The sequence below is a fragment of the Brevundimonas sp. GN22 genome, assembly GCF_054824005.1.
Genome location: NZ_JSYD01000131.1, coordinates 1 through 15,730 on the forward strand (window position 1 = coordinate 1; position 15,730 = coordinate 15,730).

18 protein-coding genes are annotated in these 15,730 nt (G+C 62.9%); 16 read left to right on the top strand and 2 right to left on the bottom strand.

Going from position 1 to position 15,730, the window contains the following annotated elements; all coding sequences use genetic code 11:
• From OB03_RS14045 to OB03_RS14090, 10 genes are all read left to right on the top strand, one after another.
• Positions 1–371 (top strand): DoxX family protein (locus OB03_RS14045; RefSeq protein WP_461344575.1); only part of this gene is annotated, 371 nt, incomplete at its 5' end.
• Positions 372–467: 96 nt separating this feature from the next.
• Complete coding sequence (locus OB03_RS14050) at positions 468–956, top strand: MerR family transcriptional regulator (protein ID WP_242914636.1); 489 nt, start codon at positions 468–470, stop codon at positions 954–956.
• Between the two features lie 2 nt (positions 957–958).
• Complete coding sequence (locus OB03_RS14055; RefSeq protein ID WP_461344576.1) at positions 959–2,740, top strand: acyl-CoA dehydrogenase C-terminal domain-containing protein; 1,782 nt, start codon at positions 959–961, stop codon at positions 2,738–2,740.
• A 113-nt stretch (positions 2,741–2,853) separates the two neighbouring features.
• A complete protein-coding gene (locus OB03_RS14060; protein WP_461344577.1) occupies positions 2,854–4,017 on the top strand; it encodes an acyl-CoA dehydrogenase family protein in 1,164 nt (387 codons plus the stop codon).
• A gap of 128 nt (positions 4,018–4,145) precedes the next feature.
• Positions 4,146–4,427 carry a hypothetical protein gene (locus OB03_RS14065; RefSeq protein WP_461344578.1) on the top strand — a complete coding sequence of 94 codons (282 nt, stop codon included), beginning with the start codon at positions 4,146–4,148 and terminating at the stop codon, positions 4,425–4,427.
• 184 nt (positions 4,428–4,611) lie between these two features.
• Entirely contained in the window at positions 4,612–4,938 is a 327-nt protein-coding gene (locus OB03_RS14070) for a hypothetical protein (RefSeq protein WP_461344579.1), read from the top strand.
• Positions 4,939–4,969: 31 nt separating this feature from the next.
• A complete protein-coding gene (locus tag OB03_RS14075; RefSeq protein WP_242914626.1) occupies positions 4,970–5,689 on the top strand; it encodes a 16S rRNA (uracil(1498)-N(3))-methyltransferase in 720 nt (239 codons plus the stop codon).
• Between the two features lie 66 nt (positions 5,690–5,755).
• Entirely contained in the window at positions 5,756–7,117 is a 1,362-nt protein-coding gene (locus OB03_RS14080) for a glutamate--cysteine ligase (RefSeq protein WP_242914624.1), read from the top strand.
• Between the two features lie 194 nt (positions 7,118–7,311).
• Complete coding sequence (gene phbB, locus OB03_RS14085; RefSeq protein WP_242914622.1) at positions 7,312–8,037, top strand: acetoacetyl-CoA reductase; 726 nt, start codon at positions 7,312–7,314, stop codon at positions 8,035–8,037.
• A gap of 49 nt (positions 8,038–8,086) precedes the next feature.
• Positions 8,087–8,950: a DUF4908 domain-containing protein gene (locus OB03_RS14090; protein WP_242914620.1), complete on the top strand. Its 864-nt coding sequence runs from the start codon at positions 8,087–8,089 to the stop codon at positions 8,948–8,950.
• Between the two features lie 3 nt (positions 8,951–8,953).
• Here the strand turns inward: OB03_RS14090 and gloB are convergent, their stop codons facing one another.
• Positions 8,954–9,679, bottom strand: coding sequence for a hydroxyacylglutathione hydrolase (gloB, locus tag OB03_RS14095; RefSeq protein ID WP_461344580.1), 726 nt, complete (start codon positions 9,677–9,679; stop codon positions 8,954–8,956).
• A gap of 46 nt (positions 9,680–9,725) precedes the next feature.
• Here gloB and OB03_RS14100 point away from each other — a divergent pair, with 46 nt between their 5' ends.
• The 5 genes from OB03_RS14100 (at position 9,726) to OB03_RS14120 (ending at position 14,430) form a co-directional block, all read left to right on the top strand.
• On the top strand, positions 9,726–10,529 hold the full coding sequence (locus OB03_RS14100; RefSeq protein ID WP_242914615.1) for a class I SAM-dependent methyltransferase: 804 nt from the start codon (positions 9,726–9,728) through the stop codon (positions 10,527–10,529).
• Positions 10,517–11,014 (top strand): SixA phosphatase family protein, encoded by a 498-nt coding sequence (locus tag OB03_RS14105; RefSeq protein ID WP_461344581.1) that lies wholly within the window; start codon positions 10,517–10,519, stop codon positions 11,012–11,014. The genes OB03_RS14100 and OB03_RS14105 overlap by 13 nt, the downstream gene beginning before the upstream one ends.
• 23 nt (positions 11,015–11,037) lie before the next feature.
• Complete coding sequence (locus tag OB03_RS14110; protein ID WP_461344582.1) at positions 11,038–11,385, top strand: DUF952 domain-containing protein; 348 nt, start codon at positions 11,038–11,040, stop codon at positions 11,383–11,385.
• 6 nt (positions 11,386–11,391) lie between these two features.
• Positions 11,392–12,429 (top strand): quinone-dependent dihydroorotate dehydrogenase, encoded by a 1,038-nt coding sequence (locus OB03_RS14115; protein WP_242914609.1) that lies wholly within the window; start codon positions 11,392–11,394, stop codon positions 12,427–12,429.
• 84 nt (positions 12,430–12,513) lie between these two features.
• Positions 12,514–14,430, top strand: a complete 1,917-nt coding sequence (locus OB03_RS14120; RefSeq protein WP_461344583.1) for an ATP-binding response regulator — start codon at positions 12,514–12,516, stop codon at positions 14,428–14,430.
• 52 nt (positions 14,431–14,482) lie between these two features.
• Here the strand turns inward: OB03_RS14120 and OB03_RS14125 are convergent, their stop codons facing one another.
• Positions 14,483–14,971 (bottom strand): peroxiredoxin, encoded by a 489-nt coding sequence (locus OB03_RS14125; protein ID WP_242914605.1) that lies wholly within the window; start codon positions 14,969–14,971, stop codon positions 14,483–14,485.
• A gap of 222 nt (positions 14,972–15,193) precedes the next feature.
• Between OB03_RS14125 and OB03_RS14130 the strand changes: the two genes are divergently transcribed.
• On the top strand, positions 15,194–15,730 hold a 537-nt coding region (locus tag OB03_RS14130), incomplete at its 3' end, for a YqgE/AlgH family protein (protein WP_461344584.1).

A 15,730-nucleotide genomic window follows, 5' to 3' on the forward strand; every position in this document is an offset into this window, starting at 1 on the left:
CCAATGCGCTGGCGTGGACTTTTCAAGGCTGGCTGGCGATGTTTTTCGCAGGTGCCGCCTATGCCAAACTCACCGCACCGGCCGATCATCTGGCCATATTGCTCGGCTGGTCCGAACAGGTCCCGCTCGGCCTGGTTCGTGGCCTTGGCGCGTTAGAGGCCGCCCTTGCCGTGTCGATGCTGCTTCCTTTACTGGCAAGGAAATCCGGCCACATCGGCGTGGTTGCCGCCGCATCGTTCCTGATCGGTCTCGAGAGCGTATTTCTAGTGGTTCATCTGACCCGCTTCGAGCCCGCTCTGGCCTTTGTGAACGCTATACTTCTTGGCCTTACGATACCGGTGTGGTTCATTCGAAAGAGGTCGCCAAGCTAAGCAATACCGGCTCCCTGAGGGCTGATCACAAAAAGCTTACGTTTACGCGCGCGTAAACCCCTTGCACTTTACGCGGACGTAAAGTTATCTAGCGGCATGGCGACCGCTGACGATCACCGCACATATTCCATCCGGCAGTTGTGCCGCGAGTTTGGCGCGACGGCCCGCGCTCTTCGTTTCTACGAAGACAAGGGCCTGCTCACTCCGGCACGCAAGGGACAAACGCGCGTCTATACAGCGCGTGACCGGGCACGTTTGAAGCTCATCATGCGCGGACGTCGCATCGGCTTCACCTTGCAAGAGATCCAGGAAATGATGGATCTCTATGACAAGAAAGAACACAACGTCCATCAGATGGCGATTGCCCTGCCGCGTCACCGTGCGCGCGTAGAGGCGCTGAAACAGCAGCTAGAAGATATCCAGGGCGCAATCGAAACCGCCGAAGAAGCGTGTGCCTGGATGGAGCAGACTCTGGCCGAACACCGGCCGGACCTACTGCCCGGTGCGGATGCCTATGCCAATTTGTTGAGCGAACGCCTCAACAACCCCGACAACCAATACCAGCCCTTCAAAGCGAGAGCCTGACCATGGCCTATAAGTCGCCCGTCCGCGACCTTTCGTTCGTGCTGCACGATGTGCTGCAAGTCGAAAACTACGTCGAACACTTCACCAACCCTGACGTCTCGCGCGACCTGATTGACCAGATCCTCGAGGAAGGCGGCAAGTTCGCTGACGGCGTTATCGCCCCGATCAACAAGACCGGCGACATCGAGCACTGCAAACTCGACAACGGCGTCGTCACCACCCCGACCGGCTGGAAAGAAGCCTATCACCAGATGGTCGAAGCCGGCTGGACCAGCCTGGCCTTCAATCCGGAATACGGTGGTCAGGGCCTGCCGGCCATGATCTCGATGGCCATCGGTCAGTTCACCGCTGCGGCCTCGGCTGCCTTCTCGATGTATCCGGGCCTGACCGCAGGCGCGATCCACGGCATCGAAGCCAACGGTTCGGATGAACTGAAGAACAAGTGGCTGCCGAAGATGGTCTCCGGCGAGTGGACCGGCACCATGAACCTGACGGAGCCGCAGTGCGGTACCGATCTGGGTCTGGTCCGCACCAAGGCTGTCCCGAACGGCGACGGCTCCTACGCCATCACCGGCCAGAAGATCTGGATTTCGGCAGGCGAGCACGACTTCGCCGACAACATCGTCCACACCGTGCTGGCACGAGTTGAAGGCGCTGTTCCGGGCATCAAGGGCCTGTCGCTGTTCCTCGTTCCGAAGTTCCACGCGGACGACCAAGGCAACATCACCGACCGTAACTCGCTGGCCTGCGTGGGCCTCGAGCACAAGATGGGCATCCACGGCAACGCCACGGCTGTCATGCAGTACGACGGTGCCAAGGGCTGGCTGATCGGCGAAGAAGGCCGCGGCATGAACAACATGTTCGTTGTCATGAACGAAGCCCGCCTCGGCACCGGCCTGCAAGGTCTGGCCATCGGTGACGCCGCCTACCAACACGCCGTTGAATTCGCCAATGACCGCCTGCAATCGCGCTCGCTGACCGGTCCGAAGAACCCGGACGGCCCGGCAGACCCAATCATCGTCCATCCGGACGTGCGTCGCATGCTGCTGGAATCCAAGGCCTACGTCGAAGGCGGTCGCGCCTTCATCCTGTGGACCGCGCTGCAAGCCGACCTGCAACACTCCAAGGACGAAACCGTGGCCCAAAAGGCCAACGACTACATGGGTCTGATCACCCCGGTCCTGAAGGCCTTCCTGACCGACCGTGGCTTCCACGTCGCGTCGCTGGGCATGCAGGTTCACGGCGGTTCGGGCTACACCGAGCACTTCCAGGCCTCGCAGTACCTGCGTGATGCCCGCATCACCATGATCTACGAAGGCACCAACGGCATTCAGGCTCTGGACCTCGTTGGCCGCAAGCTGCCGGCCAAGGGTGGTCGCGCCATCATGTCGTGGTTCGGCGACATCGACGCCTTCGTCTCGGAAAACTCGGGCAACGAAGCCATCAAGTCGTATGTCGACGGTCTGGCCGACGCTAAGGCCAAGCTGCAAGAAGGCACGATGTGGCTGATGCAGAACGGCATGGCCAACCCGGACAACGCCGGTGCCGCCTCGACCGACTACCTGCACCTGTTCGGCCTGACCGCCTACGCCTACATCTGGGCGCAGATGGCCAAGGCTGCCCAAGCCAAGATCGACGCCGGTGAAAGCGATCCGTTCTACGCCAACAAGCTGAAGACGGGCCGTTACTTCGTCGAGCGCATCCTGCCGGATGCCGCGGCTCACCTGACCAAGCTGAAGACCGGCGCAGACGTCCTGATGGATATGGACGCCTCGGCCTTCTAAGCCTCGTCGAAACTGATAAGGGCCTTTCCCCAGCGGAAAGGCCCTTTTTCTATCTCCAACACCGCTAGCCCGCCGTCAGAACAAGAGCGGGCAGCACCCCAGAGGAATGCCACATGAAAGCGCTGAACCTTCCGACCCCGTCCTTCATGCAGGACGAAGACCTGATCCTGTTCAACGACAGCGTCACCAAATGGGTGGCCGAGCACGCCCCGCCTGAAAAAGTAAGTCAGTGGATCGCCGACAGCTCGGTCCCGCGCCAACTCTGGAATGACGCCGGAGATTCGGGCCTGCTGGGCCTGTCCATGCCGGAAGAAGATGGCGGTTTCGGCGGCGACTATCGCCACGAAGTCGTGCTGATGAACCAGCTCGGCTGGCAGGGTGCGGACCACTTCGGCATCTCGCTGCACAACGCCATCGTCATGCCCTACATCTGGCACTACGGCACGGCCGAGCAAAAAGCCCGCTGGCTCCCGCGCCTGCAAACAGGCGAACTGGTCGGTGCCATCGCCATGACAGAACCGGGCGCAGGTTCGGACCTGCAAGGCGTGAAAACCACCGCCATCAAGAAGGGCGACCACTACGTCCTGAACGGCTCCAAGACCTTCATCACCAACGGTCAGTTGGCAAACTTCATCATCGTCGTGGCCAAGACCGACCCGTCAGAAGGCAGCAAGGGCATCACCCTGATCGGCCTTGAGACAGATGGTGCCGACGGCTTCGAGCGCGGTCGCAACCTGCACAAGATCGGCATGGAGGCGAACGACACCTCCGAGCTGTTCTTCAACGATGTGAAGGTGCCGCTCGAAAACGCTATCGGCGGCTCCGAAGGCCAAGGCTTCATCCAACTGATGCAGCAACTGCCGCAAGAGCGCCTGAACATCGGCGTTCAAGGCTGCGCCGCCGCCGAGCGCGGGCTTGAGGCCACCCTCGCCTACGTCAAGGAGCGCAAAGCCTTCGGCAAGCGCGTGATCGACTTCCAGAACACCCAGTTCAAACTGGCCGAGGTCAAAACCAAGCTTACCGTCGCCCGCGTCTTCGTCGACCACTGCATCGAGCGCCACCTAAAGGGCGAATTGGATGCGGCCACCGCCTCCATGGCTAAATACTGGGTGTCCGACATCCAGGGCGAGACCATCGACGAGATGCTCCAGCTGTTCGGCGGCTATGGCTATATGAACGAGTACCCGATCGCCCAGCTGTACAAGGACGCCCGCGTGCAGCGCATTTACGGCGGCACCAACGAGATCATGAAGCTGCTGATCGCCCGCACCCTCTAATCCAGACATCCTCTCCGCCTACGTCGCCCCGCCGGACCGGCGGGGCGTTTCTGTCTGGCTGTTTTTGGACACTAGGAACCCGTCCCCAAAGGGGCAGCTTTCTTTTCTCAGGAAATCAGGAGGTTCCAATGACCACAGAGCGCCGCGTAGAACACACCGACGGTACGGTCGAACACGTCACCACCAGTGAGTCCCCCACTGTGGTTGAACGTCGCGGCGGCAGCGGCATGGGTGCCATTGGCATCATCGTCGCGCTTATTGCCGTCGCCGTGATCGGTTATTTCCTGCTGAACATGAACCGCAGCGAGCAGGTTAAAGACAACGCTATCGCCGGTGCCGCCCAAAGTATCGGCAACGCCGCAGACAACGTCGGCGAGGCCGCCCAGCGCGCCGTCCCGCCTGCACAATAATCGTAAGAACGACCACCGCAGCAACGATCACGGCCCCGGCGCGAAAAGGCGCTGAGGGCCTGATCGGATTGCCGCGCGAGCGCTCTTCGGCCCGCGCAGCGCAGTGTGCAAAACACAGGTTTTGAACGTGAACGCGTGCTGTCGCGTTCTTCAAGCTGTTGCGCTCTTTAACCTCGGCCCTGCAATGGCATTGATCGAACCCAGCCCCTTCGAGAAGTTCAAACTCTGGCTCAAGGGCCTGTTGGCCGACCTGAGCACCCCCGCCCCGATTCCGGGTTCGCGTCTTCCTAAGTCCCGCCAGAATATATGGACCAAGGCGCTCGACAGGGACCGCCGCGTCGAAGTCATCGCGCGCGACGATCAAATGTTTTCGTTTCGGCAGATGAAGCGGGTCACCAACGATGACGGAACCTTCGACGTCACCCTTTATGAGTCGGGCCTGTATAACGACATAAAGGAAATCACCCTCGCGGTGTCCGACTATATCCTCCGCGAAAAAGCGGCATCGTGACGAAACGCCCATCCGGCGCTAAACCGCTCGCATGATCCGTCTGCACGTTACCGCCCCGCTGGCCGAAGGCCATGCTGTTGCCCCTACCCTCGACCAGTCCCGCTATCTGACGCAGGTCATGCGCCTGAAACAGGGCGACGACCTGTTGCTGTTCAACGGCGAAGACGGAGAGTGGCGTGCCGAGGTGCTGGAAGTCCTGAAGAAGGGCGTCATCCTGCGCTGTGTCGAACAGACCCGCCCGCAAACCTATGGCCCCGACCTCGAACTCATCCTCGCCGGCATCAAGAAGGCCCGCGTCGAAACCGTGGTGGAAAAGGCCGCCGAACTGGGTGCCAAGTCGGTGCAACTAACGATCACCCAACGCACCAATGCCGAGCGCATCCGCCTCGACCGCCTCGACGCCATCGTCGAAGAGGCCGCCGAGCAGACAGGCCGCCTCGACGTGCCGAGCGTGCACGAATCCAAAAAGCTGGCCGACATCATCGCCAACTGGCCCGAGGGCCGTAAGCTGATGTTCTGCGACGAAACCGGCGGCGAGCCTGCCATTGACGCCCTGCACAAAGCAGGCAGCGGCGCATGGTCCATCCTGATCGGCCCCGAGGGTGGTTTCTCGCCCGAAGAGCGCGAGATGTTACGCGCCCTGCCCTTCACCACCGCCGTCTCGCTTGGCCCACGCATCCTTCGCGCAGATACCGCCGCTATATCCGCCATGACCCTGTGGCAGTACGCAGTTGGGGATTGGGAACGATAAGTTTCCAAAGGGGCTTGTGAAGCGGGCAACGGTTGCGCATCTAGCCTGCAACAACAGAGGTTACACATGGCTGATTACGCGCCGCTCACCAAAGAACAGCTGATCGAAACCATCAGCCGCGGGGCCAAGCCCGCCGACCAGTGGCGCGTCGGTGCCGAACACGAGAAGTTCGGCTTTGACCGTTCGACCCTGCGCCGTCCGGCCTATGAGGGTGCGAACGGCATCAAGGCCATGCTGGACGGCCTTACCCGCTTTGGCTGGGCTCCGGTCTATGAGGCTGGTCACGTCATCGCTCTGGAACGCAAGAATGCCGAAGGCTTCACGGCCTCCATCAGCCTCGAACCGGGTGGCCAGTTCGAGCTATCGGGCGCACCGCTGCTGACGATGCACGACATCTGCAACGAGACCGGCCAACACCTGATGGAAGTCAAACAGGTGGCCGACCAGATCGGTCTCGGCTTCCTCGGCGTCGGCTTCGATCCGATGTGGAAGCGTGAAGACGTGCCTGTCATGCCCAAGGGCCGTTACAACATCATGCGCGCCTACATGCCCAAGAAGGGCAAGCTGGGCCTCGACATGATGCTGCGCACCTCGACCATTCAGGCCAACCTCGACTTCTCCGACGAAGCCGACATGGTGATGAAGTTCCGCACCTCGCTGGCGCTGCAACCGATCGCCACGGCCCTGTTCGCCAACAGCCCCTTCATCGAGGGCAAGCCCAGCGGCTTCCTGTCGAGCCGCGCCAATGTCTGGACCGACACCGATCCCGACCGCACGGGCATGCTCGGCTTCGTGTTCGAAGACGGCTTTGGCTATGAGCGCTACGTCGACTACGCCCTCGACACGCCGATGTATTTCGCCAAGCGCGGCGACACCTATCACGACCTTTCGGGCCAATCGTTCCGCACCTTCATGAGTGACGGTCTGGACGCTCTTCCGGGCGAGCGCGCCAACATCAAGGACTGGGCAGATCACCTGACCACCCTCTTCCCCGAAGTGCGCCTGAAACAATACCTCGAAATGCGCGGTGCCGATGGTGGTCCGTGGAGCCGTATCTGCGCCCTGCCCGCCCTGTGGACCGGCATTTTCTATGACGCGCCGTCGCTGACGGCGGCATGGGACCTGTGTAAGGACTGGGCCATCGAGGACCACGAGCGCCTGCGTTCGGACGTCACACGTTTGGGCCTGAAGGCGCAGGTCAATGGCCGCAGCGTCCGCGACGTGGCAATCGATATGGTCGCCATCGCCAAGGAAGGTTTGAAGAACCGCAACCGCCTGTCCGCCGGCATGGTCGACGAGCGCGGCTACCTTGGCGAGCTGGAAGAGATCGCAGACAGCGGCATCACCCCCGCCGAACGCCTGCTCGACCTCTATAACGGCGAATGGAAGGGCGACCTTTCGCGCCTTTACCGCGACTTCGCCTACTGACTTCCTGCAGGCGGGCTAAGCGTCGGATATTGTGGCGCTTCTGCCCGCTTGAGCGCTCAGCGGCTCATCACGTCATCTTCATCAGAGCCGTGACGATCTGTGGCGTTCCGCCGCTTCCCCAACCCGCGTTCTCACGCTAAGTCTTTACCCGTGGGAGCCAGCACGAAGCTGGACGGGACACTGGGAGGCAGATCATGGCGCGCACCGCACTGGTAACCGGAGGCACCCGAGGCATCGGCAAGGCCATCGTCCAACGCCTTAAAGAAGACGGCTTCAACGTCGCCGCCGGCTATTCCGGCAATGACGAAGCTGCCCGCCAAACCGCCAGCGAACTGGGCGTGATGGTGGTCAAAGGCAATGTCGGCTCCTTCGAGGACTGCGCCCGCGCCGTTCAGGAGGTCGAGTCCGAACTGGGCCCCATCGACGTTTTGATCAACAACGCCGGCATCACCCGCGACGGCTTCTTCCACAAGATGCAGCCCGAGCAGTGGTCCGAGGTCATCCGCGTGAACATGGATTCCGTGTTCAACATGACCCGTCAGGTCATCAACGGCATGCGCGACCGCAACTGGGGCCGCATCGTCAACATCTCCTCGATCAACGGCCAGAAGGGCCAGATCGGCCAAGCCAACTACTCCGCCGCCAAGGCCGGCATGATCGGCTTTACCAAGGCGCTGGCACTGGAAAACGCCCGTAAAGGCGTGACCGTCAACTGTATTGCCCCGGGCTATATCGACACCGACATGGTCGATGCGATGGACCCCAAGGTTCTCGAGGGCATCATCGCCCAGATTCCGGTCGGTCGCCTCGGCAAGGGCGAAGAGATCGCCGACATGGTGGCCTGGCTGTCCGGTGAGCGTGCCGGATATGTCACAGGGTGCACTCTGTCGCTCAATGGCGGCCAATACCTCGTAGGGTGACCACGACTCTGCCTAAAATCCGCCGCGCCTTGAGAACACGAGTACAGGCATGAACAGCGTGGCCCTGCCGATGGCGGAGAATCCGCCGGTAAGTGTGCCCGTAGCCCGAACGGCTACGGACGTTGATATTGCGCGTCTACGGGTCGCCCAGCTTTCTGCGATCTGCCTTTGCGCAGCCGCTGTCGCGCTGGCCCCTGCCCCTTCCGCCCAGGCCCAGGTTCTCACCGGTCAAGAGCGCAACAACGCCCAGACCGACTACAGCCGCCAGATCCGTCGCCAGTCCGTCTCCCGCACCACCCCCGCCGCCGGTCGCTATCAAGCCGCCACGGGCCAGGGTTTTGTGGTCGACAATGCCGGATCGCAACTGCTGCTGCGCTTTGACCGCTCGAACGAGACGTGGGTTCTGCGTCCGTCGTCGGCTCCGCGCGGCGACACCATCTACCGTAACGATGCGGGCGAGCAGGTACTGCGCGTCACCTCGGGCGGCGGCATGACATTGTATTCGCCGCGCAGCCCCGGCGGATCGCCTGTGTCGATGGCGTCGGGGACGGTTCCGAACCTCCAACCGCAGTCGCTGGGCCCGATCCAGTTGTTCAACCTGATGACCCGCCGTTCAGGCCTCATCAGTGATGCGGTGGGCCGTCTGGTCCAGATCAATGTTTACGGCGATGAATCAGAGGCCCTTTGCGTCGAGGCCCTGATTGTTTCGACCGACACCGTCATTCGCATCGCCCGCTCGCCCAGCGCCAAACCGTTCCTGGAGCGTCTGCGGGTGATTACTGTCGTTGAAGGCAACCGCTCGGCGGTGACCTATTCACGCGGCGAGCTTCGGATCGTGGTTGACCCGTCGCGCGGAGTCGCGGGCCGCCCGTCCTCGGCCCGCATCATCCGCGCCATCATCCCTCAGGACTGATCCCTAGCCGCTAAAGCCGTCCTTGGCAGCGCGCCGGTCGGCAAAGGTCTCGACGTCCGGCGTCAGGAACGGATTGAACCGCTTCTCCAAGCCCACTGTCGTCGGCACCGTTGCCTCGCCCCGCTCGCGTTTGGCAAAGATAGCCTCGCAGTGCGCCACCAGTTCCGGCTCTTGCGACAGGCTCAGCGCGAACCTCGCATTCGACGCCGTATATTCGTGGGCGCAGTACAGCACTGTGTCGTCATTCCACGAAGCAATGTGCTGCAGGCTCTCCCACATCTGGTCGGGTGTGCCTTCAAACAGGCGGCCGCAGCCCAGGGCGAAGATCACATCGCCCACGAAAGCCACCCGCTCCTGAACGGCATGAAACACCACATGGCCCAGCGTATGCCCCGGCGCTTCGGCCACCTTGAACACCGTCTCGCCCAGCCTGACCTCGCTGCCATCGTGCACCACGCGATCCAACGGCGCAGCCCGCTTCACCTCTTCGGGTCCATAAATCACACAGCCCGTCTCGGCCTTCAGCCGTTCGTTGCCCTCGGTGTGATCAGGGTGCCAATGGGTGTTCAGGATCAGATCCAGACGGCCCCAGCCCGATTCAGCCAGATCATCCAGAATGGCTTGCGCATCGGGCGTATCAACCGCCGCAACCTGTCCGGTCGCGTCGTCGCGTACGAGAAAGCCGTAGTTGTCGCTGCGGCACGGAAACTGTCGAATGCTCAGGGTCATAGACGCATCCTAGCCGATCCCCCCCGCCTCGTCCTATAGTGCTGTCATGCGGCGCAGTATCGACGAGCTTCGGACCTTCTACGGCGACCCCAAGGGTGCGCTGGTACGGCGCATTCTGGCGGGACGGCTGGCCGATGCATGGGGCACAGCCGATAGCTGCGATGTGCTGGGCCTCGGCTATGCCACGCCGTGGCTGGGCCAGTTCAACGGTGCCCGACGCCTCATCGCTGCCATGCCCGGTGGTCAGGGAGCCGAACAATGGGTGGCCGCCGCCCGCAACCGCACGACCCTGGTTGATGATCGCGCCCTTCCATTTGCTTCGGGAACGTTCGACCGTGTCTTGCTGGTCCACGCCATCGAAGAAGCGGACGACCCGCAGGCGCTGCTGAACGAAGTCAGCCGCGTCCTTTCACCCTCAGGCCGTATCATCATCGTCACCGCCGCCCGCGGTGGCCTGTGGGCCCGCACCGAGGCCACACCTTTCGGTCATGGCCGCCCCTTCTCGCGCAAACAGCTTGAACGCCTCGTGCGCCATTGCGGCCTTGAGCCGCGCGCGTGGTCACAGGCGCTCTATGTGCCGCCGTGGCGACCCATGCTGCCCTTCTCGGACGGCATCGAACAGTTTGGCCGCCTTGTCGCACCGGGTACGGCGGGTCTCATCCTGCTGGAAGCCGGACGTCTGACCTATGCCCGCCCCAAGGCGCGCGGCACTCTCAAGGTTCTCGCTCCTGCGCCCAATCTCAAGCCAGTGCCCAGCCTCAAGCCGGCCTCTCGTCTGGTGGGTGCGACCACATCCGATCTGGCCCAAAGCGGCAAACCCCTCTATGGGGGCGATCCATGCACCGACTGATCCTGATGCGTCACGCCGAGGCCGAGGGCCGCCCCCCGCAAGGTGGAGGGGATATCGACCGCCCTTTGTCGCCTCAAGGCCTCTCCGATGCCGCCCGCATGGGCGAGGCGCTGGCCCAGCGCGGTTTCCGCCCTGATATGGCGCTGGTGTCGGTTGCCACCCGCACACGCCAAACGTGGGAACAGGTGCAGGAGGCCTTTGGCGACGTGGAGGTCCAGTTCCTCGATCACCTCTATGACGCCAACGCCCGCACCCTGCGCGACGAGGTCGAGATCAACGAGGACAGTGAGGGCTGTATTCTGGTGCTCGCCCACAATCCGGGTATCCACCAACTGGCCGTTGAGTATCTGATCGAAAGCGCAGCATCCCCCGCAGTTCTCGATCGCTTCTCCGGCGGCTTCCCCACCGGTGGCTGCGCTGTATTTACGGTCGATGTCGCCGGACGTCCGTTCTACGAAGGCTGGCTGACCCCCGCCTCCCTGTAATCCCCAGTTCAAAGGCCGGCCCCATGCTCCCGACCAAGGCATTCAAAATCCTGTCCGTCGCCGACTGGCAACTGACTGTGGCCGAGGGCCGGTATGACGGCTCGGCTGTCGACAAGGCCGATGGCTATATCCACCTGTCCACGCTGGACCAGTTGGAAGGCACCGCCTCCAAACATTATGCGGGCCAGTCGGACCTGATGCTCGTCGAAGTCGATCTCGAAGCGCTGGGCGACACTCTGGTTTGGGAACCCTCGCGCGGCGGAGCACTCTTCCCGCACATCTATGGTGCGCTTCCGGTATCGGCCACCAACAACCCCCAGCCGCTGTCGGTCACCGACGACGGCGAGATGATCCTTCCCGAACAAGGCTGAGCCCGTATGTCCCTGACCGATCTGGGCACGCGCCTGTTCCGCCAACTGGACCCTGAAGTTGCCCACCGCGCCGCTGTTCAGGCCGCCCGACTTGTACCCCTGCCCACGCCTGCCGCCGACGATCCGGCTCTGGCCGTCACGATTGCTGGCCTGACCTTCCCCAATCCGGTCGGTCTGGCCGCCGGTCTGGACAAGAATGGCGAGGCTCTGCATGGGCTGGCCCGCATGGGCTTCGGCGCGGTCGAATGTGGGTCTGTCACGCCCAAGGCCCAGTCTGGCAATCCCAAGCCGCGCCTGTTCCGCCTGACCGAAGACCAGGCCGTGATCAACCGCATGGGTTTCAACAATGACGGGCTGGAGCCATTTGCCGCCCGCCTGAAAGACCGCCCGCGCAGCGTGCCGATCGGTGCCAATCTGGGGGCCAACAAAGACACCGAGGACAAGGCCGCCGACTATGTCGCGGGCCTGAAACGCCTCGCCGGTCTGGCCGACTATTTCACCATCAACATCTCCTCGCCCAACACACCGGGCCTACGCGCGCTTCAGGGCCGCGAAGCGCTGGACGACCTGCTGGGCCGCATCAACGAGGCCCGCCCGAGCGACGGCGCTCCGGTCTTCCTCAAGATCGCACCGGACCTGATCGGCGAAGAGATCGGCATGATCGTAGAGGCCTCGCTGGCCCACAGGATCGACGCGCTGATCGTCTCCAACACCACGCTGGAGCGCCCTGCCCACCTGAAATCGTCATTCAAGGGCGAGGCAGGTGGCCTGTCCGGCGCACCCATCAAACCCTTCGCCCGTCGCGCGCTGCAAGCCGCCGCCGAAGCCTCGCAAGGTCGCCTGCCGCTGATTGCCGTCGGCGGTATCGACAGCGGGCAAGAGGCCTATGACCGCATCAAGATGGGCGCTTCGGCAGTTCAGCTCTATTCCGCCCTCGTCTATCGCGGCCCGCGTCTGGTCCACGAGATCAAACGCGACCTGCTGGCCCATCTGCGCGCTGACGGTTTCGTCACTTTAAGTGACGCCATACCCACGTTACGTTGACGGTCCATTAGCTCTCTTCCTGTACTGGCATTCCGGTCCGCTTTTTCCGGGGGGAAAACAGCCGGGCAGGACAAAGGCGGGGACATGGTCGAACCTGTTCAATCGGTGCAGTCGAACGCGGGTGGCTGGGCACAGTCTATGACCACGCGCCATAATACTATGGTGCACCGGATTGCCGCCGCCGCCGCCGCGGCTGTGGTCATGTCTCCCATCATCGGCATCGTCCCGATCCTTGGATGGCTGGCCGTCTATCTGCTGATTATCGGCATCGAGCGCATCGTGGTGTCGCCCGATCTGGGTAGCGACTCCTATGGTCCGCGCGGTGCCAAGGGCATGCTGTGCGATGCCGTTCTGGTCATGTCGGCCACCACATTTGCATGGGTGGTCGTCCCGTTGTGGTTTGTCGCGGGCATCTACGGCGGGCTTTGCGCGACGCTGTATCTGGCCGCAGGCATGCTGCAGTCGATCATCAACGGCGCGGGCTCGCTCCGCATTACCCTCCTCACCTGCATGCCCAGCGCGCTGGCGCTCATCGCCACGCCATGGCTGCTCAGCCGCATGGGTGCCGACACCAACTCCGTGGTCGCTGTAGCCACCGCCGTTGCCGTCTTCCTCGGTATCTGCGGCTCTGCGGCGCGCCGCCTCTACCAGTCCGACCGCAACCAGCGCCGCGCCTTTGAGCTGGCCGAGCGGAAGCGGGTCGAGGCCGAGGCCGCCGTCGCTGCACGCACCAGCTTCCTGTCCACTATCGCCCACGACCTGCGCACTCCGATAACCGCCATCATGACCGGTGCCGAAACCCTACGCGGCGAGACCCCGGCCCACGCTCGCCATCAGTTGGAGATGATCGGCGAGGCGGGCCGGATGATGAACTCGCTGCTCAACGACCTGCTGGATCAGGCGCGCATCGATGCCGGTCGTCTGAACATCTGCGAGCAGGCGTTCGACCTGCGCCGCATGGTCGCCCAGACCGTCCGCATGTGGCAGGGCCCCATCCGCGCAAAGGGTCTGCGCTTTAGTCTGGATACGGGCGGAAACCTGCCCGGCACCGTCCTCGGCGATGAAGTCCGCTTGCGTCAGGTGCTGAACAACCTGCTGTCCAACGCGCTCAAATTCACCGAGCAGGGCACCATCACCCTGCGCTGCCGCACATGGCTGGACGATGCGGGTAACCACTCGCTGATGATCGAGGTCGAAGACACCGGCTCGGGCATGACCGAGGCGCAACTGGCCCGCCTGTTCACGCCCTTTGATCAGATGTCGAACGACATCACCGCACGCCACGGCGGATCGGGGCTGGGCCTGTCGATTTGCCGCGATCTAATGCGCCTGATGGAAGGTCGCCTGACCGCCCGCAGCCGCCCTGACAAGGGCACGATATTCAACGCGGCGGTCACTCTGCCGCCCGCAGACAACATCCCTGTCGTCGCCAGCCCCCCTGCTGCGATGCCCTTCATACCCTCGCTGATCGCTATCCCCGCCCCGGCCCTCGCCGAAGCGTACGCGCCCGCCGAGACAACGCCCAAGCCCGCCTCTGAGCCTGCGCCCGAACCGGAAGCGGCCGCCGCTCCGCAGAACCAACCGGACGAAGCACCCCTGCGTGTGCTGGTCGTGGACGATCACGAGATCAACCGCCGCGCCATCCAGCTGATCCTTCAGCCGTTCGATTGCGATATCAGCATGGCCGCCGATGGTCGCACCGCACTGGAACTGGCCTCCCAGAACCAGTTCGATGTGATCTTCATGGATGTCCGCATGCCGGAACTGGATGGACGCGAGACCACCCGCCGGCTGCGTCTGGGTGGCGGGCTGAACGCCACCACGCCAGTGATCGCCGTCACCGCCGACAATGCGCCCGAGGACCAGATGGCCTGCTCCGCTGCCGGCATGACCGCCTATCTGGCCAAGCCTCTAACGCCCGCTTCGCTGATCGCCACGTTACAGGCCACACTGGAAAGCGCCGCGCAAACCCAAGCTTCTTCGGCCTCGGCTGCCGCATAACAAAAGGGGCACCCGACCGGATGCCCCTTTCAAAACTCGGCCTGTGTAAGGCTTAGAGTTCTGCGATCAGGTGTTCTGCCGACGAGACTTTGAACTCGCCGCCCTGCTCGACATTCAGCTTCTCGACCACACCGTCTTTCACCAGCATGGAATAGCGCTGCGAACGCTTGCCCATGCCAAAGCCCGTTGCGTCCAAAGCCAGACCCACCGCTTCGGCAAACTCGCCGTTGCCGTCGGCCAGCATGACGATGTCGTCATTGCCGTTGAGGCCGTTGGCCTCGGCCCATGCGCCCATGACGAACGGGTCGTTGACCGATACGCAAGCCACAACGTCCACACCCTTGTCCGACAGGGTCGGCAGATTGTCCTTGTAACCCGGCAGGTGACGCGCCGAGCAGGTCGGGGTGAAAGCCCCCGGAACAGCGAACAGCGCGACAGTCTTGCCACCGAAGAAGTCGGCGACTTGAACAGGTTGCGGGCCGTCAGCCGTCATGCGCGACAGCTTGACGTCGGGAAGGCGCTCGCCGGTTTTGATGGTCATATGTGTTTCCTCCGGACACCGCACCCCGGCTCACCCGGAAAACGGTTCGGCTTGAACATAATGCGACCCGACCTGACGCCAACCCCTGCCGCCCGCCTAATGACCATCCAGCGGACGATTTCTGCGTCTGCCGCCCGCAAAGCCCTGTCTCGGAGGTGTGGCGGAGCCATATGCGACCTAAAGGCCCTTGCGCGTGAAGGTCCCAAACCCAACAATAAAGCTATGAGTGCTGTTTTACCCCCCGATGACCAGACCCCGCCATCGTCGCTGGAGTGGCCCTCGTTGGCCGGTCGCCTGTTGGTGGCCATGCCGGGTATCGATGACGAGCGTTTCGAGCACGCGGTCATTCTGGTCTGCACCCATGATGACGACCACGCTATGGGTCTGCGACTGGACCTTCCCGCTCCTGGTGTGGATCTGGCCTTCGTACTTGAAAAGCTGAACGCCCCGACCCACGGTGCGGTCGGCCGCCCTGTCCTCATCGGCGGCCCCGTCGAGCAGGAGCGCGGCTTCGTGCTTCATACCGACGACTGGTTCAGCGAGGAGACCAGCCTTCGGGTCACTGGCGGCATGGCCGTCACCGGCACACGCGAAGCTCTGGCGGCCATGGGCGAGATTACCGGTCCCGCCCGCTCGACGCTGGTTCTCGGTTACGCCGGATGGGACGAAGGCCAGCTCGAGGAAGAGTTGAGCGAGAACGTCTGGCTGACCATGGATGCCGACCCGTCGCTGATCTTCGACGAAGCCTATGACACCAAA